Genomic DNA, 24,740 nt, shown 5'->3' with positions numbered 1-24,740 from the left:
TCTATCATATATCAGCCGCAAGAGGGATTTCTGAAAGTAGCTGCTCAGATTCACTCCAAGCTGTCCATGTAGGCAATTAGATCTATCAATTCCTCTTTCGTCATAGTCTGATCCAGTCCTGAAGGCATGAGCGAAGCCGGCCCCGGTTGTAATGTTTTGATAGAAGCACGTGGTATTGCTTTTGAGGTAGCTGATGCGTCGAGTAGAAAAATCGTGTCTGAAGTCTCACGTTGAATGACTCCGAGGTAGCTTTGACCGTCGTTGGTTTCGATCTGATAAGGTTCAAAATCACGCGCCAGGCTTGTACTGGGAAATAATATCGATTCAACAAGATCCGCTTTGGTCCGGAGTTGTCCAATATGGCTGAGATCTGGACCCACCTCACGGCCATCGTTCCCAACCTTGTGGCAAGTGATACATGCGCCCTTGCCGGAAAGAAATACCTGACGTCCTGCCTCTGGGGTTCCGTTCTCCAACGCATGCCCCATTTCGGCGAGACGGCCTTCTCGTTGTTCTTCTTGGGCAAAGAGCTTTTTAACAAATGGTTTTGCGTGGTCCAATACTTCGGGTTGATAGCGGGCCAACATTCTTTGGAATTCAGAAGGTGAGAGGGCATTGGCGGACATGGAAGATTCCAGTGCATCCACTAAGGCAAACCCTGTGACCGTATCCCGAGTCTGGGTAAAGCTATTTACTAACAGTGGTAGTTCTAAAGGACCGGCCGTCTTTACTAAATCGACCACTTCGAGCCTTTGTCTGGCCGTTAACTTTGCATTCGAGAGTATGTTTGCTGATTCCATTCGTTGAGCTGAACTGCTTACAGTATGGAGCGTCTCTTTGAGCAAGGTAAAGGCTGCTGAAGTCATGGGCCCGGTCGAGTCTGAAATTGCATTCAACGCTTTTATCCGAATCAAGTTGGGACGCTCTGAATTGTCTGCAATATTTCGTAATAAAGAATCAAACGCATCCGTCTCAATCTTTGCCAATGCGTCTACCGCTAAGGACATTGCTTGGCTGTGGCTGCTCCCTAACGCAGAATCAAAGTCTGATTTCCAACTCGGGTGTAGGGGGACTGTCTTCGGACTGTTAGAAATTATCCTGAAGACCTCTACCGATTCAGCCCAGTTGTTTGATTCAAATAACCCTCCGACGAAGGTCCTCATGCCCTCGTTATACAGAAAATAGGGGGCCAATTGCCTAACAGCTTTCATGTATTGTCCCGTGAATCTGTTCTCTGTCCGGCGTTGATTAAATACAGCTGCCATTTCCTCAACCCAATCAGGATGCATTTTGCAAATGCTGACTACGGCTTCGACCAGAGAATCGGATGCCTCACTTAGTAATCCCAACACTTGATTTAAACTCAATGAGGAATCGTTCATACCATTCAATGCCCAGAGGGTCCGTCTTTGGACCTCAGAAGATCGATTGCTCAGGCCAACAGCGGTGTCTTCAAAATCGTTGAGTTCTATAAGGGCAAAAATAGCAGCGTGTTCTCTCGGGCGATCCAGTGGGCGTGAAATAAATTCCAACAGGTCGGGTACTGCATTGATATCTCCGATTCTTCCCAAAGCACGAGCCGCAGCCAATTGCACCGGTGGATTTTCATCTGTGAGTAGTAATTCTCGTAGTTCAGCTACTGCCTTCGGGTCCGATTTGTAACCTGCCCTTGTTGAGGTAGTTGTGTACACCGTGCTGCGATGGCATCAGTCCGGTCAAGTAGGTTGCGCGAGTGGGTGAACATACCGGATTGTTACTAAATGCTTCAGTGAATCGAATCCCTTCCATTGCCAATTGGTCGATATGGGGCGTTTGAATATCAGGATTGCCATAGCACCCTAGGGTCCATGCACCGTGATTGTCTGTGAGGATAAACACCACGTTCGTCTTCTCCACTCCATGGATAAGAGGGAGTCCTAGTAGGGCGCAGAATAAACAGATCGCATGTATTGCGGGGATAATCTGTCTTTTCATTTCCCGAGTGTGGGTAGCGAATCAACTGCGTGCAATCTAGAAGATACTCATGAAGTAAAGTCACCCCTAACAAATGCTTGTTCTGATGAAACGGCACTGCGAGGACGCAGTGGGCCTACCTTTATCAGCTCAATTGGTAGGGCTACCGAGGCGAATGCTGACACATCTACCAGCGAATTGCAGAAAAACAGATCATCCAGCTCTGCCGAAGAAAGAATTATTAAATAGGTTACAAAAAGGCCGGACCCTTTCGAGTCCGGCCATCAACGGTTTGCCAAATTGTAATAACCTAAATCGGTGACCGTGCTAGCCGTAGATCTTTTCGTCGATGTAGGCAGCTACCTCTCCTTCCGGAATACGGATCTGTTCCATAGAATCGCGATCACGCAGTGTGACTGTTCCATCTTCGAGCGAATCGAAGTCCACAGTGATACAATAAGGTGTACCAGCTTCGTCCATACGACGGTAGCGACGACCGATGGCGCCAGCCTGATCGTAGAAGACGTTGTGGCGGCGACTCAGGTTTTTATAGATGCGCTTGGACATCTCGACGATCTCGGGCTTGTTCTTCATCAATGGAAGAATCGCTGCCTTGATCGGAGCTATGCGTGGAGCAAATTTGAGTACGTTGCGCGTTTCGCCTTCAACCTCTTCCACCGTGTAAGCGGAACAGAGAACTGCGAGTAAAGTGCGGTCAACTCCGAGGGATGGTTCGATGACGTGGGGAATGTACTTCTCACGTTTTTGATCATCGAAATACTCCATGGACTTGCCTGAGTGCTCCTGGTGCTGAGTCAGATCGTAGTTGCCGCGGGCGGCAATCCCTTCGAGCTCCTGAACGCCAAAGGGGAATTCGAACATGATGTCGGTGCAGGCACGTGAGTAGTGAGCGAGCTTATCCTTCGGATGCACGTGGGTGCTCAGACGGTCGTCTTTCAGACCGATGGCCTTGTGCCAGGCCATACGCGTTTTGATCCATTCGTGGTAGTAATTCTCCCAGGCATCTTCATCGGCTTCGATAAAGTATTCGATTTCCATTTGCTCAAATTCACGGGAGCGGAAAATGAAATTTTTCGGTGTGATCTCGTTGCGGAAAGCTTTACCGATTTGGGCGATTCCAAAGGGGACCTTTACGCGGGCTGTATCCAATACGTTCTTAAAATTAGCAAATATGCCCTGAGCGGTTTCCGGCCGAAGGTAAGCAACTGAGGAATCGTCTTTCAGTGCTCCTACGTAAGTTTGGAACATCATGTTGAACTCACGGGGTGGCGTGAGGGATCCTGGCTTGCCGGTTGCAGGTGAAGGAATGAGCTCGTAGATATCGGGAGTTGCTTCCAGATATTCCTTCAGTTCGATCGGTCCGAGTTCTCCTTGTTTGGCTGCTTTGCGTTTTAGGGTCTCCGCTTTTTTCTCCGCATCGGCTTGTTGATCGTTTCCTTCCAGAGTGGATACATAGCCAATGATTTCTCCATCCACCGTGACGGCTGACCAGAGCAGGTGATCCGCGCGGTAACGCATCTTGGACTCCTTACAGTCGACCATAGGGTCGGAGAAGCTGTCTACGTGACCAGAGGCTTTCCAAATATTGGGGTGCATGATGATCGATGCATCCTGCCCGACGATGTCCTCACGGCCGTGCACCATATCTTTCCACCAGGCGTCTTTGATGTTCTTACGAAGCTCAACCCCCAATGGACCGTAATCATAGAATCCATTGATACCTCCGTAGATTTCGGAAGATTGGAAAATAAATCCCCGTCGCTTACACAGGGAAATGATGTCGTCCATGGTCGGATTTTGTAATGAGTCTGTAGACATAAGGGCGCTAAGAAGCCAGATGTGCGGGTGGCGGTCAAGCTTTCAGCTTTTCCGTTGCCAGCCCAGTTTGTCGGGCCTACGACCCTTTATCTGATGAGTTTTAACGTCGCCAGATTCCTCCCGAAAACCGCTGCGGCCCAGCCAACGGATTGTGCGTTGAAAATTCCGCAGGGTTGGGACGGGGATAATATCCATTATCGCAGCCTTACTTTTAGGGAGTTGGAAATGTTGAGTAACCGCTGCGCGAACTACCTCAAAGAGAAGGGCGTAGTGCGAGGCGCTCGCGTTCAGTTAGCTGTTCGTCCGGGGTTGGAGCTTATTCTGATTACCTTCGCACTCTTCAAGCTGGGGGCCGTTCCGGTGGTGATCGATCCTGGAATGGGTGTGAAAAACTTTCTCGCCTGCGTCCGACGGACTAAACCGGATGTATTGGTCGGTATTCCCATGGCAATCGGGCTGAGTCGCTTATTTTGGGGCAGTTTCAAAGGAGTCCAGTTTCGCATTTCAGTAGGCGGATCGTTTGAAAAACGTTTGGGCAATGCTTCATCTGAACCGGTCCTGGAGAATACTCAGATCGACGACCTTGCCGCCATTTTGTTTACGTCGGGCTCAACGGGTGCACCCAAAGGAGTGCTTTATGAGCATGGGATGTTCGATGCCCAAGTACGTTTGATAGGGAAGGCATACGGAATCGAGCGAGGCGAAGTGGATCTTCCCATGCTGCCGGTGTTCGCTTTGTTTAATCCTGCCTTTGGGATGACAACCATAGTGCCGGAAATGAATCCGAGTAGACCGGCCACCGTTGACCCTAGAAACATCGTCCAGGCCATTCTGCAAAATGAAGTGACCAACTCATTCGGCTCACCGGTGTTGTGGACCAAGATTTGCCGATACTGTGAAAAAGAGTCGATTCAACTACCTAGTATTCGACGTGTCTTAATGGCAGGTGCTCCTGTTCCTTTCCAGTTAATTGAATCCTTCAAAAGGGTTATTGTGAATGGTGAGATTCATACACCCTACGGAGCTACCGAGTCGCTACCCGTGAGTAGTCTGTCGGGAAAAACGATACTCGAAGAGACACAATCAAAAACCAGCCAAGGTGCTGGAACCTGTGTCGGAAAACCCGTTCCTGAAATGGATGCTCTGGTGATTCGTATTTCCGAAGAGCCGATACAAAACTTAGATGGAGTTGAACCGTTATCTGCAGGCGAAGTGGGAGAATTGATCGTAAAAGGACCGGTTGTAACAAAGGGCTATGATCACCTTGAAGAGGCTACCTCCAAAGCTAAAATCAAAGATGGCGATACGATCTGGCATCGCATGGGTGACACGGCTTACCTGGATGAAGATGGCACTATTTGGTTCTGTGGCCGGGTTGCCGAACGGGTGCAAACAAGCGATGGGGTTTTGTTCACCGACCCCATCGAAGCCATCTTTAATCAACAGAAAGGCGTCTTCCGCTCTGCCTTGATTGGCTTGGGCGAATCTGGAAATCAAGTTCCTGCGATTGTGATCGAGCCGGAGCAGGATCAGCAAACGAGTGACGAGTGGGCAGAGAGTTTATTGAAAACCATTCCTGAAGGATCCCTCGCTGCTCGAGTGAAACGAGTATTCTTCCACAAATCGTTTCCCGTAGACGTGCGTCACAATGCCAAGATTCATCGGCTGACCTTGGCGAAGGAATTTGGGAAGCAGTAAAGTAGGGCAGGTATCTTGCCTGTTTAGTCTTCAATAAATGACGGATACAACAGCGACTGATTGAGTTATCCTGGGCAATGCTTCGAATGAAATGCGATCCTGTAGCTCTTTGGTCAATAAACAGGCAAGATGCCTGTTCTACTCTTCGGTCAGCGCATAAGGCGCAACATACACTTCGACCAATCCGGACCCCTGTTCGCCATTACTTGATAGATGCACCGTGTAAGGCCCGGGATTTAAATAGGTCACCAAAGCTGATTCGTTCTCGTTTTCTGGAGCGAGTCCAAAATGCTCGAGCGTATCGGCCCGCATGGTATCATTCCAATTGTCGTTGGTGATCGAGTTTTCCAAATCGTCATTTACATCATCCCATAAGTATTGATCGGCATGTAGCGTAATAACTGGATCATCGATGTATCCAGATTCCAAATTCATAGACGGGCCGATTCCGCGAATGATGACCCAAGACGGTTCATTGAGTACGAATCCCGCAATGGCTGGTGTTCCTTCCAATACTTCCGCGCGGTTGGAGGTATTGGTCATCGGCTGGGCTCCTGGCGCTTCATAAAGAATGACACTGGGTGGTGCTACGACATATTGGATGGGGCAGGGCACGGATTCGAAGATTCTACCTTGCCAGTTAAAGACGGCGTTAACGGGATCTCCGAACTGATTTACGGCGGTAATGTATTCAAATGGTTCGTCAACAATGGGAATACTGATGTGCTCATCGTAATCGACGAGGGCCTGGGTGCGCACGCCAGGGGTATTCATTTCAATGTACCGAACCGTCGCGCAAAGACCTTCGGAAGTGATGGATTCTACTCTAAATAGGTGGCCGCTATCTCTTCCAGTGGTGAATGCAGAGAAGGTGGCGTGATTGATTGATTGCTCCTGCGCATAGGAGGATACGGCTATTCCGAGTAACATGAAAAGGGCAGTCAATTTCCTAGTAGGATTCTTCATTTTAAAATGAAATTAGGGGTTCAATGTATAAGTATGGAGACTCTTACGAGGCACGATGAATACTGGATGCAGAGGAAATGAAAAATTTTCGTGGCATTCCTCGCAAAAAACGTCACATAGGGTTATATGAAGATATTGGTTACAGGCGGTGGAGGATTCCTTGGTCGCTATGTAGTTAAAAAACTCCTGGCCCGAGGATACACAGTTCGGGTGCTCGGACGGTCGGAACAACCCGACCTGAAAGAGGCAGGTGTCGACGTAATTCAGGGGGATATTCGCGATGCGAAAATCGTGCGCGCAGCAGCTCGTGGAGCAGAGGTGATTCAACATATCGCCGCCAAAGCGGGTGTTTGGGGAAGCTGGGAAGATTATTATCAAACCAATGTCATTGGAACGAGGAACGTTCTTAACGCCTGTAAAGAATTGGGTACTAAGAGACTCGTTTATACGAGTACTCCCAGTGTTGTATTCAACGGAGAAGTGCTACAAGGGGTCGATGAGAATCAACCGTATGGCAAAGACTGGCTCTGTCATTACGCGCATACGAAGCGTATCGCCGAAGAAGAAGTACTTTCCGCCAACGATCCCGATGGGTCTGGATTACGGACGATCGCACTTCGACCGCATTTGATTTGGGGCGTAGGAGACAACCACTTGATTCCTCGAGTTGTGGAACGTGCCCGGGCTGGCAAATTACGCATTGTTGGTGATGGCCTGAACAAGGTGGATATCGTGCATGTGGAGAATGCGGCCGACGCCCAGATTCGTGCTCAGGTTGCCTTGGAACGCCAGGAAGGCTGTGGGCGAGCTTACTTTATTTCTCAAGGGGAACCCGTTGTCCTCTGGGACTGGATCAATGATTTACTTAAGCGTCTGGGTGTAGCCCCAGTTGAAAAACAGATTTCACTCAAGTCCGCTTACCGAGTCGGTGCTGTGATGGAAGGGGTTTGGAAAACGCTTCGCTTAAAGGGAGAGCCGCCCATGACTCGCTTCGTGGCTACCGATTTAGCGAAGGATCATTATTTTGATATTTCCGCTGCGCGACAAAACCTTGGATACCAACCAACCGTTTCGACTGAGCAAGGATTGGAAGAATTGGTGAAGGCGCTGCGCGCCGGTTCATAGGTGACGGTGTTCAGGTGTCAGGTTTTTTCTTTTACGGAAAACGGCACTGCGTTGCCGGACTATTGCCCAGGGTAGATAAATTCCTAGTGTGACGATCGTAAGACAGAGGTTGACGATCCATATACGGAAATATTCGCCGGCCTGTCCTGTGAAAGACATACGGAATGTTTCAGGAGCTTGTTTAAGTGGAGGAGGTTCAGCTGGAGTATCTCCCTGAGCTTGTTAGGGTCTCATGTCTGGCGGTGCCCAGCGCGACTCGTCGTAGTTTTCTTCAGGATTTGGCTCAGTAGGCTCGTCCGTCATTTTTAAGAGGGTAGGGATTGAGAGGATTATTAGTTAGTTCGCTGCCGGATAGCTTCATACAGCATGATGGCGGTTGTAACGCTGACGTTTAAGGAGTCCGCCTGGCCAGACATAGGTAATCTGGTTTTTATGTCGGCTTCCTTCAACCAAAAATTGGAGAGTCCATCTTTCTCGCTGCCCATGAGAATAGCGGAAGGTTTGTTCAACGCCACCTCATGGTAGAGGGTGGATGTATCAGGCGTTGTAGCAATGGACTGGATACATTGAGATTCTAAGTAGTATTGCGTCTCCTCTGACGACGCTATGATGGTGGGCACATTGAAAACCACACCCGCTGAAGCTCGAATGACATTGGGGTTAAATATGTCTGTGATGGGGTCATTGAGAATTAAGGCATCCACTCCAGTGGCATCTGCAGTGCGTAGGATGGTCCCGAGGTTGCCTGGTTTTTCAACTGACTCGAGAATGAGCAGGAGGGCGTTGTCGGATAATTGGATGTCTTCAAGCGAACGGCTAAAGGTCCGGCAGACAGCAAGGAATCCGTCGGGATTTTCCCGGTAGGAGCAATGTTCGAAGACATTTCTCGCGAGATATATGACAGGAATGTCTCCTGATAAAAGTTCCTCGCTCAAGTGCTCAGAGGCTTCTCCATGCTTAAAAAGCTCTGGGCAGAGCATGATCTGTGTACTTTCAATGCCTGCCGCCAGGCCGCGTGCTAACTCGCGTTCTCCCTCCAACAGAAATAATCCTTCCCGATCGCGTTGCCGTTTTTGGGACAGCGCTTTAGCGCGTTTTACACGTAAATTCTGGAGACTATCAATGGTTGTCAGAGGCATTGGGTGATTCGGGTATTGATATGGGCGCACCGTAGGGCTTCACTTCCTGCCTTTCGAGTACATTATGCCCAAAGCACCTAGAGGATTCCGTGAAGGAAAATATCAATACCACGAAGAGGTGGATGTCGATATCGACAATCTGACCAATCTCGGCCAAGGCGTTGGACGCGTGGATGGATGGGTGCTAATGGTGCCCTTTGCTCTTCCGGGAGAACGGGTGAGGGCGCGAGTCTATCGTAATCATGCCAACTACTCGGATGCCGACTTGGTGGAGGTGTTAGAGCCTTCTCCGGATCGAGTGGAGCCCCGTTGCAATCTTTTTGGACTTTGTGGTGGGTGTCAGTATCAGAATTTAAACTACGAGGGACAGTTGAGAATTAAAACGAACCATGTCCAGGAGTTGGTTGATCGCCAAATGGGGAAAGGCTACACTGTGGAACCTGCAATTGGATCTCCAAAGCCTTTTGGCTATCGTTCCAAGTTGACTCCTCATTTCCAAAAACCACGTGCAGGAAAGGACTTTAAAATTGGGTTCCTTGAAGTGGGTCGACGAAATCGCCTGGTGGATGTGGAGCAGTGTCCGATTGCTACAAACGAGATTAATGAAGAACTGCCGAAGGCTCGGCAGAATGTATTTGATAACTTTAAGAGTTATAAAAACGGAGCAACCATTCTCCTTCGGCATGTGCAGGAAGGTGTGGAAACCGACTTCAAGGCCATCGTCACGGAAGTGGTTGATGATGTAGTGTTCCGCTTTAAGGCCAGTGAGTTTTTCCAAAATAATCCATTCATACTCCCTCTTCTTGCTGAGCATGTTCTGCAGGAGGCCCAAGGAGATGGCGTGCGCTATCTGCTGGATACCTATTGCGGGTCGGGATTGTTTGCGCTTTATGTAGGGCGCCATTTCGAGCAAGCGGTAGGGATCGAAATCAGTGAAAAATCAGTTGAGTATGCCCGCGACAATGCGGCGTTAAATAGTCTTGAGAACTGTAGCTTCCAAGTCGGTGATGCCGCGCACTTGTTTGCTAATATTACCCATCCAGCCGATGAATCCGTAGTCATTGTGGATCCCCCACGGAAGGGTTGCAGTGAGGAATTTCTTGAGCAGTTGTTTGCTTTTGGCCCAGCACGAGTGGTCTATGTGAGCTGTGATCCGGCGACCCATATGCGTGATTTGCCCAAGTTTTTGGAGGCTGGCTATAAGATCACAAAATTGCAGCCATTTGACCTTTTTCCGCAGACAAGGCACATCGAAAATGTAGCGACTTTGGAAAAGTCCGTGTAACTATCCTTAAAAAACGGGTTTCAAATCACCATCGTCTTTTCGAGCGAAAGTAGCTAATTTACAGCTCCTTTCCTAACTTAATCCCATACGTACTATGAAAAAACTAACTGCCTTCGTCGTATCTGCAGCTCTGTTCTCGCTCATCTCCAGTTCCCTCTTCAGCGCTGGTTATTTAAAAATTGGCCATATCAAAGGTGAAACCATAGATAAGAGTAATGCTTCGGAAGTCGGACCTATTCGTTGGATGGCTCCTGAAAGTATAAACAATAAACGAGCCGCTGCTGGAGGAACCGTCACCCTCACCAAACGTATTGATAAGTCCTCTCCCTTGCTAGCCAAGTCCCACAATTCTGGTGGTGAAATCGGTGAGATGGCTCTTGCGGAAGATGGGAAGCAATTTCTGTTGAAGAATGTGAAGGTGGTTTCCATCAAGAAAAAAGGGAGACAAGAATTAGTGACACTGCGCTTTCAGCATCGTGAAGAGTTTGGTCAAACGAGGGCCAATCATAATACGACACGTTCGAACCGATTAGCTCCTGCCTCCGGTGGTGCAACGGACTATAACAGCAGTCGTTCAAACAAAAGAGGTTAAGGAGAAGGGGTTCTCAAGTCCTCTAATTGATTTTCAAAAGGTGCTGGTTCTGTTTGGACCAGCACCTTTAGTTTGGAGCTGTCCATCGTGAGATTGAGTGGGCGATCTTTGAATTGAGGAAAATCACTAGCTAACGTTCGTTGTAGTAACTGCTTGGGTACTTCCAATTTGTCGGCGATACGATTCCCCATTTCCCAGCGATTCAAATGAGTGGACCCTGCCCAGTGGAAGAGTCCTTGAATAGTGGACGTTGAGAGGAGCTCTTTCGTCAAAGATGCAACATTGGAAACCGAGACGGGAGTGCGCCATTCGTCCTCGAAAAGGGGAGTTATTTCACCCTGACTCCATTGACTCCAGAGGGCTTCATGGACAGAGCGGGTTCTGGCAGGACTATTACCCATCAACAAAGGTAGTCGAACGGTGCACGCTTCAGAGTTTAGGTCTTGTATTCGATTTTCGGATTCAAGCTTATGCTCGCCATAGAGGTTGGTCGGGTTCGGTGGACTATCCTCGACGTAGTTTCCTACTTTGCCGTCGAAGACCATGTCGGTAGAGAAATGGATAAGGCGTATTTTATTTTCTGCTGCGAATTCGGCCAGCGTCTTTGGCAGGGTTATGTTGAGGGCTTTCGATAGGTCTGGTGCCTTTGCGCATTCGGCTGGAATGGTGAGCGCTGCAGCGTTGATGATGGCGTCAGGGCGGACGGTTTCCAGAAGAAGCCTTAGCGCATGAGTTTTGGAAAGGTCGCAAGGATACAGCTGTAGTCTCGGATCAAGCGGCTGCTTAGTGTGCGAGCTTGCGTGTACAGCCCAACCTGCATCGAGGAAGGCGGAGGCAAGTGAGTGGCCAAGCAGACCGGATGCGCCAGTGAGAAATAGCTTCATTTTTGCGTTTGAGTTATGGTGCTAATTGTTACCTATTACCATATTCAAATATGCCATCTGACAACCTTCGTTTCACGGATCTTGCTAATCCTTCGGTTCTAAAGCAGCCGATCTACGAGCCTGGTAAACCCATTGACCTGGTCGCTCGAGAGTTTGGCATAGATCCATCTACAACGATCAAGCTCGCCTCGAATGAGAATCCCCTGGGAGCTTCGCCCAAAGCATTGCAGGCCGTAAAATCGTTTTTAGATGAGACGTACCTTTATCCAGATGGCGGCTGTTATGTATTGCGACAAAAGCTATCCGAAAAGCTTGGTTTAGCACCTGACCAATTTGTTTTTGGGAATGGATCGAACGAAGTCATTGAACTAATCGGCCATGCGTTTTTGAAAGCAGGCGATGAGGTGGTGATGGGAGAACAGGCTTTTATTGTATACAAACTGATCACTCTCTTGTTTCAGGCCCATCCCGTTGAAGTTCCATTAGTCAATTTCACCCATGATTTGGATGCGATGGCCGCGGCTGTAAATGAGCGCACTAAGTTGGTTTTCCTGCCTGCTCCGAATAATCCTACTGGTACGTTGAATCCGGCACATGAGATTTTAGCCTTCGCTCGGTCATTGCCTGAGCATGTGATTTTCGTGGTCGATGAAGCTTACGCTGAATACCTGAAAGATCCAGTGGATCTCCGACCTCTAATCGAAGCAGGGCGCAAAGTTATCTGCACGCGGACGTTTTCCAAAATTTATGGGCTCGCAGGTTTTCGGGTGGGTTATGGTTACTGCAGTGCTGAGTGCGCTTCCTTGCTGAACCGCGTCCGTGAGCCATTCAATGTAAACGCGGTGGCTCAAGTGGCTGCAACCGCTGCTCTTGATGATGATGAATTTGTGAATGCAAGCCGCGAGTGTAATGATGCGGGGCTTCAAACGCTCACAACCTTCTGTAATGACAATCGCTTGTCCTATGTTCCCAGCGTCGGGAACTTTCTCTTGGTGAATGTGGGTGATGGTTTGCGTGTGTTTCAAGAGCTGCAAAAAGTGGGTGTGATTGTAAGACCCATGGCCCCATACGGATTTCCTGAACACGTGAGGATATCTATTGGTACTGCTGCAGAAAACCAGCGACTGATTGCGACATTGCAAACAACACTGGGACTTTCATAGATTGGTTCTATGCAGCAATATACGTATAAGTGATCACCGCCTCGACGATACAGTTAGCTAGCTTGGTTGCAGTCCTCATTGGGCTCAAAGCGGTATTTGTCATGACCGAGTTCAGCCTAATCAGGCTGAGATTTAGTCACTTTAACACGGAGCTGTTGGAGGAACTGCAAAAAGCCAGGAGGATGTCTGGTCTTCTTCATGGCACTGACCGTGTTTTGCGGTTTTTGCGCTTAGGAGCTACCGCGGTAACGCTTTTCTTAGGACTGGTTTTGGTGCCTTTTACAAAACAATTGGGACTATCCTTCAGTGTAGAAGAAACCACCGGATCGTGGCTCGTTCTCTATGGGGTGGTTTTTGCTTCGGCCATCACTCTCCATTATGTGCTGGGGCACCTCCTGCCACGCGGCATTGCGTTGCAGCATCCAGCCGGAGTCCTCAAGGCGACTTCCTGGCTGATCTGGTTTTTGGTGGGAGTATTCTATCCGGTCCAAAAAATCTTCGATATGCTTTCGCGGGGCCTCTTACGCCTGTTCCGACTGGATCCCAAGGTGAGCCTCAATAAGCTCGATCTTGAAACTCAGATTAAGAATCTGGATGAGGAAACAGAGATCCCAGAGTTTACTCAACGGGTCTTTAAGAACGTCATTTCGATGAGAGACCTGGTTGTTCAGGATGTTTTGTTACCCCGAAATCAGCTTCAGTTCTTCGACCTTGAGGATGGCAATGAAGTGAATTTTAGATTGTCCAAAACGGCTGGCCATACCCGATTCCCCTTATGTGAAGGCGATTTGGATAATTGCATAGGGATCATGCATATTAAGGACCTGTATTGTTCTGAAGATGAAGTCCTGAAGATGGATTTCCGCAAACTGGCCAGGCCGGTAGTCTATGTAGGAGCGGATGATCCTCTTGAAACGGTTTTGGAAAGACTTCTAGAGCTGAGAATTCATATGGCCTTGGTTCGCGACGATTTTGGCGGAACCGTGGGTGCTATAACTATGGAGAATATTGTAGAGGAGTTGGTCGGCAATATACAGGACGAGTTTGATTCCGAGGCGGAGCAAATTGAGGAAGTGCAGGAGGATGTTTTCATCGTGGACGGACTCACTCCCATCCATGATGTGGAAGAGAAACTCGATATGGAGATTGATGAAGAGGAAGTGTCTACCATCGGTGGACTTATAACCTCGGAGCTCGGAAAGATTCCTGATGCGGGCCAGACCATACGTGTGAAGAATCTTGAGATTGAGGCAGTCGTTGTAGACCAGAAGCGCGTGCTCACTGCGCGGGTGAAGGTGATTCAACCGAGTGAGGAAGATTAATAAATCTAAAGAACTTCCAGCAACTGCCGTTTCTTTGAGGGAGTAAGTGCATCGAGCATTTGTTCGACCAACTCTGCTCCTTCGGCGTGGTAGAGTTGTCTGTCCTCCACCAAGTATGCCACCAACAATCTTACGGGAGATTTGGCTACACGAAATATTTTAAGAGCTCACGTGAGTGGCGAGTGGTCCATGTCAGCGAAGTCTTCTCTGGCAGGGGGATAACAACTTGAGGATGTCCGTTATGATAATGCACGATTCTATGATCGGGAGGCTTATTCAATTCCTATCAATTACTACTGGGCTGTTACACCTAAATTAGATGCCAGTGTTGGCTATCGCCATAGAAATACATCCTTCGAGACCGATGGAGCGCGAATCCGCCAGAATCCTCAAGCCCCGGGTCTTTATTGCCCAGATACGGATGACCAATTTATTAACGTCGGTGTGCGTGGTGAGATCGGTGCGAAAACAACCGGTGAAATTCGCGTGGGTATCCAGGAACGCGATTTCAATACACCCGGTGTAAAGGATGAAGATCTTCTATCTGTTGATGCACGCGCTGTCTGGCAGGCCACCGAGAAATCCAATTTATCCGTACTCTTTTCGCGTGACTTCAACGCAGACTCATTTGGTACATCCATTGAATCCTCGGACTTTCAAGTGGGAGGTTCTACCGCCCTTCAAGAAAATCTCACAGGATTTGCGAATATCCGATTTTCCAAGGACGATTATCAAGGAGGGCGCAGCGATGATGGGCTTTATGGTCAGGTGGGTGTCACGTTCTCTCCAAGTTCCAACACCGCCGTGTCTGTCGCTTACGTCATTTACAACAACAGTAGCGACTTTATCCCAGCGGATTTTGACAATAGTGTCTTCAATATTTCTGGAACACTTCGCTTTTAAGATTTTCACATTTTTACTTTGAAAAGAAGGCGCACGAATGCCTCCTTTTTTATATCAAGATGAAGCGATTAATTCAGTCTGTTTTTCCGGTGGTTCTAGCTTGCTCTTTAGGAGTTTGTTTCCCCCATGCTTTAAGCGCTCAAAATACAAAAGATAGTGCCGGGAATTACCTCCTGAATCCTTCGGATTTATTAAGGGTAGAAGTCTTTCAGGAGCCAGATCTAATTCGTGAAGTTCGAGTGGCTCAGGATGGAAGCATCGTGTTGCCGCTGATTGGAAAGATTTATGTGGGTGGGAAATCGGTTTTCGATGCCGAGAGCTTGATAACGGAACTCTACAATCGAGATTATCTAGTTAACCCACAAATCAACGTAACGATCACCGAGTATGCATTGCGCAGGGTAAACGTCATCGGACAGGTCAACAAGCCAGGTATCGTCATCTTTCCTCCTGAAGAGGAGATGGTTTTGCTGGAAGCGATTTCCCTGGCTGGGGGATCCAACCGCTTGGCCGACAAAGGCAAAGTCACACTCACGCGAACGCTTCCTAATGGGAAATCAGAAACCTTCAGTATCGACACTCGTAAGCTCATCAGTGGGGATCAATCCATGACATGGGATCTTCAAAAGGATGATGTGATCTTTGTCCCAGAGCGCGTATTCTAAGGCCATGGATCCTCGAATGAAAAAGGACAATCCAGAAGCTAGAGGTTATTACTACTACGATTCCGGGTACAACAATGGCGGCTATGGTGGGGGAGGCGATATGGGGCCCCAACGCAGCTTCCACGACTACCTGCTTATCATTCGTGAACGAATCTGGTGGATACTGGTGATATTCGTGCTCGTGCAGTTAGTTACCACGCTCGTCGTTCTAAACATGCGTGGAACCGAAGATTTTAATACCCAGGTCGGCATTCTTGAAAGTAATGCCATCATTGAGCAGGTGGGTAATCGGCTCAAAGGAGATGAGCGGGAGCGCTTTCTTGAACCTTATTTGAAGGGTAAGGATCCGAACGACGTTTCGATAGATCTTATCCTTTTTGAGAACCGCAAAATTATTCCCAAGCGGCTGACTCGAATTATAGCGGTTGAGTTTGTTCATCCAGATCCTGAGTTGGCTTCCAAGGTAGCCAATCTCTTTGTGGATGAGTATATTGGTTACAATCAGCGTAAGCAGCTGGAAACCTCCCTCAAAGCGGTTGAAGATCTTCGAATCCGCGCCGATCAGCAAAGAAGCAAACTGGAGGAGTTAGAATTTAGGCTTCAAGAATACCGTGAAGAGCATAACACCGTCTCGTTTGATGAGCGGTCATCGGTTGAGAATGAAAAGCTCAGAGTCCTCAACCTCAAGAGTGCAGAAGCGGAAGCTTTTCTTTATGAAGTGCAATCTCGCTGGAACCTCATCGAGAAATACCAAGCAGAAGGTAAAAAGGTCAATGATCTCAGTTTTATCGCCAACAGTCTCCTTGTTCAGAAACTGAATAGCGATCTTTCGGTTGCTCGTGTGGAGGTGGCATCTCTCTCGAAGCGCTATCGTGAAAAGCACCCCACCATGATTGCAGCTATGCGATCTTACGAGGAAATCCAAGGGGAGTTGGAAAGTGCCCTTCAATCCGAAGTTGACCGGGTCTATTCCGACTTACTCCAAGCTCGTACTCGTCGAGAAGAAGCGGAATCTTCGGTGGCAGAACAGGAAAAAATACTGATGGGTATCGACCGATTGAGTGTCGACTACGAGACCATCCAGCGTGAAGCCGAGGTGAACACGGTGATGTACCAGACACTGGTTGCGCGGATGCGGGAAACGAACATTTCCTCAAGCTTGGACAATGCGAATGCGCGTGTGCTTGATAGAGCAGGCATGGCGCTCGATCCATACTGGCCCAATTATATCCTGTTTTTTGGTGCTGGAATTTTTGGTGGCGGGATTTTGGGCATAGGTATTGCCTTCGTTATCGCTTACATGGACGACCGTGTGAAATCAGCATTCGATATTGAGAATGTGATTGGGGTTCCTCTCCTAGGGATCATTTCCGAAGTAAAAAATCTGCCGGCTCCTGAGAAAGCCAAAATTGTCAGTTCGACGATGGAAAACCAGGCTTCCGAAGGTTTTCGTGCGTTGCATTCCGGTCTTAAGCTAAACGGAGAAAGCAAAGTGGCACAATGCTTCCTGGTTACTTCGACGGTTCCTGGAGAAGGCAAGTCATTCATCTCTACCAATCTAGCACTGACCTTCGCCTCTCACGGCGAAAAAACATTGTTGGTGGACTGTGATCTGCGTCTTCCCAATATCGCCAAGTCGCTCGAGCTTAATAACGAGTTGGGAATCATCGACTACTGTTATGGAAAGGCCACTTTTGACGAAGTCATAAAGAGGGATGAAAAAACGGGGCTCGATGTTATTTCTACAGGTGGACGCGCGAACAATCCTTCCCAGATTCTTAGTTCAGGTAGGCTCGAAGAGTTCTTTCAGGAAGCGCGTTCCAAATATGCCCGAATCATTGTGGATACTCCCCCTATTTCAGCGGTGAGTGACTCCCTTCTCATTTTGCCTCTGGTCGACGGTGTGCTTTACACCATCAAGTTTAACGCTGTGAAACGGAAGGCCATCATGATGAATATGCGCCGATTGATGGATTCTAGTGTGCCTGTATTCGGGGCGGTGCTTAATAACCTCAAGCTATCTGTTTCGGGATACTACTACTCCTACCAGTATCACAAGTATAAGGACTATCACTATAGGCAAACACCGCTGCCTCAGTCCGATCCTAAAGAGCATCAGAAGATTTCTTAGTAGTTCCTAACGAGCAGCTGCTCTTTGCATGCGATCTCGGATGGCCGTCCCAGTTCCGATCCCTTTTGGGAGTTCCATGTAGATCCCTTCAAAGCTTTTGTGATCCAGCTCTTGAAGCAGGTTATAGAGATTTCTTGCTACTTCCTCAATTTCTCCATTTTCGGAAAGAGCAAAGTGATTGGGCTTTGAGCAGGAAGTAGACTTTAAAAAAACGATCGCTGAAGAGTTCGATGAATCAGGAGCTTGGCCCTCAAATAAAGTCACCGGGGTATTAGGGCTGTAATGCCGCTTCATCAATCCGGGTGAAGGAAGGTTTTGCCCTTTATCCGCAGCCAGAGTGTCTGGTGTTCGTATCTTTAGCCCCAACACATCTTCAAGCTGTTGCGAAGATATACTGCCATGGCGAAGGAGAGTAGGTTGTTGAGGATCAGCCAAAGAAAGGATAGTCGATTCGATGCCACAGCCACAAGGTCCCCCGTCCAGGATCCAACCTATTTTATCTCCCATTTGTTCTTTCACGTGCTTTGCCTTGGTGGGGCTCACGTAGCCAAATGGATTAGCACTGGGAGCAGCTAGTGGGAAAGGGCATCGTTCTGCCAACTGTCGAAATATGGGATGAGAAGGCATCCTTACTCCCACTGAGCTTAGACTTGCTGTAACGCTGTCAGGCACAGTCGGCTTTTTAGGGAGTATGAGGGTCAAAGGTCCTGGCCAGAATGCATCAGCTAAGCGATTTGCTGGCTCTGAGGGTTCGGTTATGTGATCCAATTGCCCCAAGTCCTCGATATGGACGATTAAAGGATTTCTGGTGGGTCGACCTTTTGCTTCGTAGATCTTGGCGATCGCTTTAGGATTTAGAGCGTTTCCGGCTAAGCCGTACACCGTTTCAGTTGGAACAGCTGCAATTTCCCCGTCAGCCAATACAGTCGCTAGCTTGTCCAGGTTCGGGAGGGTAGGATGAAGAATCTTGGCCATCGGGGATTCTTCTTAACTTCCCAATTTCAGGGTTTAATATGTCTACAAGGTAGGGCTCGATCGCCGAGCGAGCCGTTCTAGGCTGTCTAACTTTCAAGAAATACCCGAAGGCTATTTCATTAAAAGCATATTACGTGACCGCTTGATGACTTTCGTAATGTGGCGTTGCTGCCGCGTAGAAAGTTTTGTGATGCGCTTAGGTAGGATCTTTCCGGTTTCTGTAACGTAACGTGACAAAATCTCCGCATCTGTGAAATCCAAATCCATTGGGTTCCAAGAGCGCTTGTTTTCCTCTGTAATTTCTTCTGCCATAAAAGGAGCGTAGGAAAGCTGATAAATTTCCCAAAGCAAGCTAAAAAAATTATGTATTCTCGAAAATGGGCGATCAGGTCACTTTGTCGGGATCAAATTCATGGCCGCAATAAAGTCCTCTGCGCCAAAAACGAAACCAAAGTTGAGCGATACGCGCCAGAGTGCTTGCTCTTTTTCACGTTCCTCCCGGGCACCCCTTGGCCAAATCCTGGACCCGCGGACAAAACTGCAAAGCTTGTGACAATACTGCCACCGGTCAGTATCGTTGAGCTCTTCAAAAAAGATCGCCTTCCAATTATCGTCATATCGTTCTCACCTTTCCAAATCAGCACTCAGAACTGCATTAATGCCATCGTAGTTGATTGCCTGGATGGTCTTATGACTATCAGCAAACTCCTGATAGGAAAACAATACTGAAACACCTCCTGCTCCAGATTCAATGTATGTAGTTCCGTTAAGATTAAGAGTGACAGACCATCCAAGTGGGAGATCTGCGGTCCCATTGCCGCCGATGCTTATCACCGTCCCAGGTAATGCTTGAATCAGAAGCGCGTTAATACCGATAAGACAACTTACAATACGAAACAGGGGAATCATGCTCGCCAATTAACTAACGATTCAATTTATCGGCAATTTTATTTTATGAGTAATTTATCCCGTGGCTTTGAAAAGTCATAGAGAGTATAAAGCCTGTAGAGAGAAAAATTCTGTGTGGGCTACTCAGTCTCTGTCCGACTATAATCTATGCCTCAGGAGAATAAAATTCTGTCTGGGTTAAGGAATACACATTAATCAGCCTGTCCGTCAGGGCAGACCCCCTCCCCGCTCTTCTCTGAAAATTACTACAATATTTTTAGAGATTAGCTAATGCCTACACTCAGAGGAATTCGGATACGACCACTCCACTTGTGTTTCACAGAAAGGGGACCCCTGTCTTCGTATTCGAATGTGTTGGATAGATGGGAGCGTTTATATACCAGCGACTACCCCAGGCTTTATATGGCGGGTATGGGGTCGGTAACAGGCTATCTCTCAGATAGGGACCCGGGGATCATGGAGATTTAACACCAAGTATTGAGTTACTACTTCGAACAGGAAACCCTAACTTCAGCCTTCTTGAAGAAGAGCACTCAAGACATCGGAGTGGTCCATAAATGGGGAGCAAATTGGCTGCTTTGATTGGGCATATAGTTCCCCAATTCTTTTGTTTACCTAAGCCCGTTCTTTCTTCTACTTTCTGCGACTTAGATTTCGTCGGATATTCCTGAACATTCTGGCATTAATTTTGGCAAAACAGGTATTTTCGATACGGCTTATTCCGTAAGTCTTTGTATGTCATGGGTCCCCGTAGTTCAATGGATAGAACAGTAGTTTCCTAAACTATTGATCCCAGTTCGATTCTGGGCGGGGGCGCCATCTAAAAGCGTCTCATTTTCCGGGCTCTAGGGATTTTCTCAAAAATTCCCCCCACTGAGCCGGTCGGGTAATATTGGACAGGTTGCTTACAAAACCTAAAGTAAAGCAACTAATGAAAAAGAGCCGTAAATTCACCGCCGAATTCAAAAGCAAAGTAGCGCTGGAGGCGCTACGTGAGCAGCAACCGATACATGAGCTAGCAAAGCGCTATCAGCTCCATCCCACGCAGGTGACCGACTGGAAGAAGGCCTTGCTTGGTCATGCCAGTGCCGTGTTCGAGAGCGAACGCTCGAAGCATGACCAGAGCTTTAAGCAGAAGTTAAAGGAGGATCGCCTCTACAAGAAGATAGGCCAGCTCAAAGTTGAGGTGGATTTTTTAAAAGACAGCTGTGAGAAGCTCGGTGTCGTTATCCCACCGGACGAGTTTCGTTAAGAGAGCTTCACCGATGAGTATCACTAAACAATGTAAACTTCTGAGCATTCCTCGTTCGAGCTACTATCATAAGGCGCAGCGCAAATGGGAACCTGTTGTTTCACATTGATACCCAGCTTTTGTAAGCGATTTCGAAGTGAATTCTCATAGACCTTTTCGAGGAATCCATTTTTAAAGTACTTATGTGCTACGAATGACGCTTCTCTGATTTTATCCGCGAGTTGATTGACTTCTATCTCTTCCATTATTGTGCCTTTTGTGATTTCTGTGGTTAAATTCTTATTTCATCAACCCCTTCAATTCATCCAGTGACAGGCTTGAGCTCGCAGCCTCACTTTCTTCGAATAGCCCTTTCAGTAGATCTGCTTTTCTGTGCTGCAATTCGAGTACCTTTTCTTCAACGCTGCCTGATATGATGAGCTTGATGCTGGTTACGACTTTTGTTTGACCAATGCGGTGAGCCCGATCAGTCGCTTGAGCCTCAACGGCGGGATTCCACCAGGGATCAAAATGAACCACGGTATCGGCACCGGTTAAGTTGAGCCCAGTCCCGCCAGCCTTTAAAGAGATGAGGAAGACGGGGATGTCTTCGTTGTCATTGAATCGATCTGCTTCTCCGAGGCGATTTTTGGTGGAGCCATCAATGTAGCAGAAGGGGACCTCCTGTTGTTTGAGCTCATGCTTCAACAATGTGAGTACAGAAACAAACTGAGAGAAAACGAGGATGCGATGACCTCCATCTGTCGCTTCGTCGAGCACTTCACGAAAGGCCAACCATTTGGCTGAGTGGTCGGCCTTCAGTTGATCCTTGAGTAGCCGTGGGTCGGCACAGACTTGACGCAATCTCAGGAGCTGAGTGAAGGCAGCCATTTTCAAACGACCTTCTTTGGCTCCCGCCATTTCCAATTGGAAAATCTCTTCCTCACTCTTTTGCCGGACTGATTCGTAAAGCGATTTTTGCTCCTCCGAGGGCTCGCAATACAAGACTTGCTCGATTTTTTCTGGGAGCTCAGGGGCGACTTGTTTTTTACTGCGACGTAAGATGTAGGGTGCGGCTTGAGCACGCATGCGTTGCTGGTGCCAAGCTCGGTCGTCCGGCGAGATTCCCGTTGGAATTTTGGTTAAATATCCAGGCAGGAGAAACTCGAAAAGCGATTGAAGGTCTTGAATCGAGTTCTCAATCGGAGTGCCAGTGAGAAGGAATCGACCACGTGTTTTGAGAGCTCGCAAAGAACGGGCATTCTGGGTCTTTCGGTTTTTAATATGCTGTGCTTCATCACCGATGACGGCGAGAAATTCATGTTTGGCGATCCACTTTATATCCCTCGTCAGCGTTGTGTAGGAGGTAAAAACAATATCGTTCTCCAGCCAGGATTCGATCGACTGCACTCGCTTGGGGCCATGATGAATCAGCGTTCTGAGCTCAGGAGTAAATTTCTGAGCCTCCCGCTGCCAATTGGTTAGCAAGCCTGCGGGACAGACCACCATCACCTGGCCGGGGACGTTTTTCAGCAAGGAGGTAATCATCCCCAACGCCTGGAGCGTTTTTCCCAAGCCCATCTCGTCGGCCAGGATCCCAGCCAGCTGATGGTTGAACAAATGATAAAGCCATGCCGTCCCAATCTTCTGATAGAGGCGCATTGTTTCGTCGAGGGCTTCTCCAACAGGAGCTTCTTTGAGTGCGGATAGGTTGGTAAGGGCCTGACTTCGCTCTTTCCAAGTTGCTGGTGTTTCGAAGTTGTGAACGACTTCATCAATCAGGCCTTCCGCATCCGATAGTTCCCAGGCTTTCAGACGCAGTTTGGATCGTGCAGTCAGCGGGCGATTCGGGTTGTTATCCAGTTTTTGTTGGAGCTCGGAAAATGCGTCTACGGTTTTCTTCGGTGCCAGATAGAGCTTGTCACCAGATTCCCAATACATGCGTCCTCTCGTAAGCTCCGTTTGTATTGATGCATTGTCAGAGCTCTGTCCTAGATCCAATGAAACTTCGAACTCGTCTCCGACTTCCTTGGCCTCGGTGTTCACTTTTACCAACTCGAGGTGCTTAAATTGTTTTTCAAAATTGGCAGTGAATTGAGCCCGGTGGGTATCCTTTAATGTTTCGTAGAATTCCGATAAGAAATTCAGCGTCTTATGGCGATCTCTCAACCACCACCTTCGGTTGGAGGGTTCGAGTTTAAATCCATGTTCTTTTACGAGCGCCAGCAACGGCTCATAATCGATGGCGCTTCTATCTGGCAATTGAATGGCCAAATAGTTGGGAGAACCTTCGACAATGGTAGGGGATGAGGATCTTACCGGTTCGGTTCTCGCTCTAGAAGGTCGCTGTTGAGGAGCTGGTGGTGATGAAACTGTAGGAGGGGCTTCTTCCGCTTTCTTTTCAAGATGTACGTGAATCCCTGATAGGATGTCTCCCTGCCAATCGAGAATAGTGTCTGGCTTATTCACCCAGGCAATGGCGGGCTCACCCTTGAGGGCTTTGAGGACCTTTGAAAGCTGATCGCGAGTGAGTTGCAGCAATCCATGCAGTTTGCCTTCGCACCAGGATTCAAGAATGGCACCCACGGTGAGATGGGGGAGAGTGAGCTGGTAGGCACGGCCTCGATCGATGTTTTCCGGTGGATAGTTACTGCCGTCAGCCTCTTCCACTTCAATCTTTACCATGATCTTGTCCATGGGAGCCGTCCGCTCAAGGTTAGGAGGCAGAAGGATTTTAAAGCGTAGCGGTATCCCTTTCTCGTCCGAGAGCACGAGTGACTTTAGTAAAGCCTCCGGTTCTCGTTCTTCCTCCAGCTCTGGCTCTTGTTCTGGCGGAGGTGCTTCCTTGGGTGCCATTTCCTCTAAACAAAGAGCAATCGCATGAGCGCAGACTTGTCCCGACTGGCCTTGAAAACAATTGCACTTACTGTCTGCAAAAACGGTGGAGCGCAGATTTAAGCGCGGGTAATAAATTTTTTCGCCGACTTTTACTTCACCCCGAAGGAGCTTCTCTTCCCACACTGTTTCTGCGACTTGGCCAGCGTTTTGTAGTCCTTTGGCTTCTTTGAGTACAGACCAGCCTCCGAGGTCGACGAGTAGATCTTTGCTGAGCTCCACTGGCATCCTAAATCCCCCATCGGGTGACCTCAATGGATGAGAGGAAATTGAACGAGTTGTATCCAACCGTTTTTTGTGAGTTGGATATACTTGGCTTCCAACGTTGCAGGAGTTGTGGATATTTTTTCATTGAGTTCACCCTCAGGCTGACATGCCGGTTTTCCTCTCTCTGAGTTCAATCACGGACCAAAGTGCGTTCAATCCTCTTTCGATCGTCACTACCAACATCTCATTCCTGTGTGGAATATAGTAACGCTGGCCAAGCAACTTGATCGCCGAGTGGGTCGCAACAAAATAGTGGGTGCCTTGGCGGTACTGGATCTAGGGCTGGCTACTCTTCCAGCAATTTTGGCCAGTTTTCGTTGCCTTTCACAATGAGCTTTTCGGCATCTTTCTCCCATTTAGCCTGAACGGATTTGTTGTAGTTCAAATACAATTTACCTTCCACCACCTTCCGGGCCTTGGGATCGATCTTGGCTGTGTAGCCTTGTGATACGGCCCAGGCGCAGTAGCCACCAAATTGGGGAGCGTAAGCCTCAGGATTAGCTTTAAATTGATCAAGGTTTTGCTTACTGGAGAACCGCCATTTGGCGCCTTGGTATTCATACTCGAAGGTTTTCTGTCCCTTGGTGGCCTTGGCGTCGGTGAAGTAGCTCACCGGGTCATAGCCTTGGATGGCCAGGCTACCCAGCTTGGATTTATTGACGGGTGAGAGAGCTAAGGCTAGCGGTGCCAGAAAAAGTAAGGTGGTGAACGCGAAGAGTGTTTTCATAAAAGTGATGCGTTTCCCTGTTAGACGAGCGGTCGGTGTTCTTATTCGATTCCTTTTGGCCGTTCACAAAA

General features: G+C 48.3%; 22 protein-coding genes, 1 tRNA gene and 1 pseudogene. 11 read left to right on the top strand and 13 right to left on the bottom strand.

Going from position 1 to position 24,740, the window contains the following annotated elements; translation table 11 throughout:
* Positions 1-50: 50 nt before the first annotated feature.
* The 3 genes from GA003_18685 to GA003_18675 form a co-directional block, all read right to left on the bottom strand.
* The gene (locus tag GA003_18685; protein ID QXD28005.1) at positions 51-1,691 is read right to left on the bottom strand and encodes a HEAT repeat domain-containing protein; all 1,641 of its coding nucleotides are present in this window, start codon (positions 1,689-1,691) and stop codon (positions 51-53) included.
* Positions 1,633-1,974 carry a sulfatase-like hydrolase/transferase gene (locus GA003_18680; GenBank protein QXD28004.1) on the bottom strand — a complete coding sequence of 114 codons (342 nt, stop codon included), beginning with the start codon at positions 1,972-1,974 and terminating at the stop codon, positions 1,633-1,635. Before GA003_18680 ends, GA003_18685 begins: the two co-directional genes overlap by 59 nt.
* 306 nt (positions 1,975-2,280) lie before the next feature.
* The gene (locus GA003_18675) at positions 2,281-3,792 is read right to left on the bottom strand and encodes a glycine--tRNA ligase (GenBank protein QXD28003.1); all 1,512 of its coding nucleotides are present in this window, start codon (positions 3,790-3,792) and stop codon (positions 2,281-2,283) included.
* A 93-nt stretch (positions 3,793-3,885) separates the two neighbouring features.
* Between GA003_18675 and GA003_18670 the strand changes: the two genes are divergently transcribed.
* Entirely contained in the window at positions 3,886-5,490 is a 1,605-nt protein-coding gene (locus tag GA003_18670) for an AMP-binding protein (GenBank protein QXD28002.1), read from the top strand.
* Between the two features lie 138 nt (positions 5,491-5,628).
* Here GA003_18670 and GA003_18665 read toward each other — a convergent pair whose 3' ends face one another.
* Positions 5,629-6,420, bottom strand: coding sequence for a hypothetical protein (locus GA003_18665; protein ID QXD28001.1), 792 nt, complete (start codon positions 6,418-6,420; stop codon positions 5,629-5,631).
* 162 nt (positions 6,421-6,582) lie between these two features.
* On the opposite strand from GA003_18665, the gene GA003_18660 reads away from it, so the two are divergent.
* On the top strand, positions 6,583-7,581 hold the full coding sequence (locus tag GA003_18660; protein ID QXD28000.1) for an NAD-dependent epimerase/dehydratase family protein: 999 nt from the start codon (positions 6,583-6,585) through the stop codon (positions 7,579-7,581).
* Between the two features lie 48 nt (positions 7,582-7,629).
* On the opposite strand, the pseudogene GA003_18655 reads toward GA003_18660, so the two are convergent.
* Both GA003_18655 and GA003_18650 read right to left on the bottom strand, forming a co-directional pair.
* Positions 7,630-7,740 (bottom strand): annotated as a pseudogene (locus tag GA003_18655) (DUF898 domain-containing protein).
* Between the two features lie 173 nt (positions 7,741-7,913).
* On the bottom strand, positions 7,914-8,720 hold the full coding sequence (locus tag GA003_18650) for an RNA methyltransferase (protein ID QXD27999.1): 807 nt from the start codon (positions 8,718-8,720) through the stop codon (positions 7,914-7,916).
* 64 nt (positions 8,721-8,784) lie between these two features.
* On the opposite strand from GA003_18650, the gene GA003_18645 reads away from it, so the two are divergent.
* Together GA003_18645 and GA003_18640 are read left to right on the top strand one after the other, a co-directional pair.
* Positions 8,785-10,005, top strand: a complete 1,221-nt coding sequence (locus GA003_18645) for a class I SAM-dependent RNA methyltransferase (protein ID QXD27998.1) — start codon at positions 8,785-8,787, stop codon at positions 10,003-10,005.
* 94 nt (positions 10,006-10,099) lie between these two features.
* The gene (locus tag GA003_18640; GenBank protein ID QXD27997.1) at positions 10,100-10,597 is read left to right on the top strand and encodes a type VI secretion system tube protein Hcp; all 498 of its coding nucleotides are present in this window, start codon (positions 10,100-10,102) and stop codon (positions 10,595-10,597) included.
* On the opposite strand, the gene GA003_18635 is transcribed toward GA003_18640, so the two are convergent.
* On the bottom strand, positions 10,594-11,481 hold the full coding sequence (locus tag GA003_18635; GenBank protein QXD27996.1) for an SDR family oxidoreductase: 888 nt from the start codon (positions 11,479-11,481) through the stop codon (positions 10,594-10,596). The genes GA003_18640 and GA003_18635 overlap by 4 nt on opposite strands.
* 50 nt (positions 11,482-11,531) lie before the next feature.
* Here GA003_18635 and GA003_18630 point away from each other — a divergent pair, with 50 nt between their 5' ends.
* The 5 genes from GA003_18630 (at position 11,532) to GA003_18610 (ending at position 17,665) form a co-directional block, all read left to right on the top strand.
* Positions 11,532-12,644 (top strand): histidinol-phosphate transaminase, encoded by a 1,113-nt coding sequence (locus GA003_18630; GenBank protein QXD27995.1) that lies wholly within the window; start codon positions 11,532-11,534, stop codon positions 12,642-12,644.
* Between the two features lie 29 nt (positions 12,645-12,673).
* Entirely contained in the window at positions 12,674-13,966 is a 1,293-nt protein-coding gene (locus GA003_18625; protein QXD27994.1) for a hemolysin family protein, read from the top strand.
* A 444-nt stretch (positions 13,967-14,410) separates the two neighbouring features.
* On the top strand, positions 14,411-14,869 hold the full coding sequence (locus GA003_18620; GenBank protein ID QXD27993.1) for an outer membrane beta-barrel protein: 459 nt from the start codon (positions 14,411-14,413) through the stop codon (positions 14,867-14,869).
* Positions 14,870-14,928: 59 nt separating this feature from the next.
* Complete coding sequence (locus GA003_18615; GenBank protein ID QXD27992.1) at positions 14,929-15,534, top strand: polysaccharide export protein; 606 nt, start codon at positions 14,929-14,931, stop codon at positions 15,532-15,534.
* Between the two features lie 16 nt (positions 15,535-15,550).
* Complete coding sequence (locus GA003_18610; GenBank protein ID QXD27991.1) at positions 15,551-17,665, top strand: polysaccharide biosynthesis tyrosine autokinase; 2,115 nt, start codon at positions 15,551-15,553, stop codon at positions 17,663-17,665.
* Between the two features lie 6 nt (positions 17,666-17,671).
* On the opposite strand, the gene GA003_18605 is transcribed toward GA003_18610, so the two are convergent.
* The 3 genes from GA003_18605 to GA003_18595 all read right to left on the bottom strand — a co-directional run bounded on the left by GA003_18605 (position 17,672) and on the right by GA003_18595 (position 19,549).
* Entirely contained in the window at positions 17,672-18,640 is a 969-nt protein-coding gene (locus GA003_18605; GenBank protein QXD27990.1) for a threonylcarbamoyl-AMP synthase, read from the bottom strand.
* A 111-nt stretch (positions 18,641-18,751) separates the two neighbouring features.
* The gene (gene rpsR, locus GA003_18600) at positions 18,752-18,952 is read right to left on the bottom strand and encodes a 30S ribosomal protein S18 (GenBank protein QXD27989.1); all 201 of its coding nucleotides are present in this window, start codon (positions 18,950-18,952) and stop codon (positions 18,752-18,754) included.
* A 312-nt stretch (positions 18,953-19,264) separates the two neighbouring features.
* A complete protein-coding gene (locus GA003_18595; GenBank protein QXD27988.1) occupies positions 19,265-19,549 on the bottom strand; it encodes a hypothetical protein in 285 nt (94 codons plus the stop codon).
* Between the two features lie 744 nt (positions 19,550-20,293).
* Here GA003_18595 and GA003_18590 point away from each other — a divergent pair.
* Positions 20,294-20,368: transfer RNA gene (locus tag GA003_18590), tRNA-Arg, on the top strand.
* Positions 20,369-20,480: 112 nt separating this feature from the next.
* Positions 20,481-20,801, top strand: a complete 321-nt coding sequence (locus GA003_18585) for a transposase (protein ID QXD27987.1) — start codon at positions 20,481-20,483, stop codon at positions 20,799-20,801.
* 23 nt (positions 20,802-20,824) lie between these two features.
* Here the strand turns inward: GA003_18585 and GA003_18580 are convergent, their stop codons facing one another.
* The 3 genes from GA003_18580 to GA003_18570 all read right to left on the bottom strand — a co-directional run bounded on the left by GA003_18580 (position 20,825) and on the right by GA003_18570 (position 24,669).
* Entirely contained in the window at positions 20,825-21,046 is a 222-nt protein-coding gene (locus GA003_18580; GenBank protein QXD27986.1) for a GxxExxY protein, read from the bottom strand.
* 34 nt (positions 21,047-21,080) lie between these two features.
* Positions 21,081-23,636, bottom strand: coding sequence for a DEAD/DEAH box helicase (locus GA003_18575; GenBank protein QXD30479.1), 2,556 nt, complete (start codon positions 23,634-23,636; stop codon positions 21,081-21,083).
* A 592-nt stretch (positions 23,637-24,228) separates the two neighbouring features.
* Positions 24,229-24,669: a YHS domain-containing protein gene (locus GA003_18570; GenBank protein ID QXD27985.1), complete on the bottom strand. Its 441-nt coding sequence runs from the start codon at positions 24,667-24,669 to the stop codon at positions 24,229-24,231.
* Positions 24,670-24,740 lie beyond the last annotated feature (71 nt).

It is taken from the genome of Opitutia bacterium ISCC 52 (genome assembly GCA_014529675.2).
Lineage (GTDB): Bacteria > Verrucomicrobiota > Verrucomicrobiia > Opitutales > UBA2995 > UBA2995.
Note: the sequence above shows the minus strand (reverse complement) of the source record. Positions and strands in the feature narration are given on the sequence as shown.

What these genes read in the sequence shown, in the direction of transcription:
- GA003_18580 (QXD27986.1), bottom strand. Translation starts at nt 21,046, where the DNA reads ATGGAAGAGATAGAAGTCAATCAACTCGCGGATAAAATCAGAGAAGCG.
- GA003_18575 (QXD30479.1), bottom strand. Translation starts at nt 23,636, where the DNA reads ATGGCACCCAAGGAAGCACCTCCGCCAGAACAAGAGCCAGAGCTGGAG.
- GA003_18675 (QXD28003.1), bottom strand. Translation starts at nt 3,792, where the DNA reads ATGTCTACAGACTCATTACAAAATCCGACCATGGACGACATCATTTCC.
- GA003_18640 (QXD27997.1), top strand. Translation starts at nt 10,100, where the DNA reads ATGAAAAAACTAACTGCCTTCGTCGTATCTGCAGCTCTGTTCTCGCTC.
- GA003_18680 (QXD28004.1), bottom strand. Translation starts at nt 1,974, where the DNA reads ATGAAAAGACAGATTATCCCCGCAATACATGCGATCTGTTTATTCTGC.
- GA003_18605 (QXD27990.1), bottom strand. Translation starts at nt 18,640, where the DNA reads ATGGCCAAGATTCTTCATCCTACCCTCCCGAACCTGGACAAGCTAGCG.
- GA003_18570 (QXD27985.1), bottom strand. Translation starts at nt 24,669, where the DNA reads ATGAAAACACTCTTCGCGTTCACCACCTTACTTTTTCTGGCACCGCTA.
- GA003_18660 (QXD28000.1), top strand. Translation starts at nt 6,583, where the DNA reads ATGAAGATATTGGTTACAGGCGGTGGAGGATTCCTTGGTCGCTATGTA.
- rpsR (QXD27989.1), bottom strand. Translation starts at nt 18,952, where the DNA reads ATGGCAGAAGAAATTACAGAGGAAAACAAGCGCTCTTGGAACCCAATG.
- GA003_18635 (QXD27996.1), bottom strand. Translation starts at nt 11,481, where the DNA reads ATGAAGCTATTTCTCACTGGCGCATCCGGTCTGCTTGGCCACTCACTT.
- GA003_18610 (QXD27991.1), top strand. Translation starts at nt 15,551, where the DNA reads ATGAAAAAGGACAATCCAGAAGCTAGAGGTTATTACTACTACGATTCC.
- GA003_18615 (QXD27992.1), top strand. Translation starts at nt 14,929, where the DNA reads ATGAAGCGATTAATTCAGTCTGTTTTTCCGGTGGTTCTAGCTTGCTCT.
- GA003_18645 (QXD27998.1), top strand. Translation starts at nt 8,785, where the DNA reads ATGCCCAAAGCACCTAGAGGATTCCGTGAAGGAAAATATCAATACCAC.
- GA003_18585 (QXD27987.1), top strand. Translation starts at nt 20,481, where the DNA reads ATGAAAAAGAGCCGTAAATTCACCGCCGAATTCAAAAGCAAAGTAGCG.
- GA003_18665 (QXD28001.1), bottom strand. Translation starts at nt 6,420, where the DNA reads ATGTTACTCGGAATAGCCGTATCCTCCTATGCGCAGGAGCAATCAATC.
- GA003_18595 (QXD27988.1), bottom strand. Translation starts at nt 19,549, where the DNA reads ATGATTCCCCTGTTTCGTATTGTAAGTTGTCTTATCGGTATTAACGCG.
- GA003_18650 (QXD27999.1), bottom strand. Translation starts at nt 8,720, where the DNA reads ATGCCTCTGACAACCATTGATAGTCTCCAGAATTTACGTGTAAAACGC.
- GA003_18670 (QXD28002.1), top strand. Translation starts at nt 3,886, where the DNA reads ATGAGTTTTAACGTCGCCAGATTCCTCCCGAAAACCGCTGCGGCCCAG.
- GA003_18630 (QXD27995.1), top strand. Translation starts at nt 11,532, where the DNA reads ATGCCATCTGACAACCTTCGTTTCACGGATCTTGCTAATCCTTCGGTT.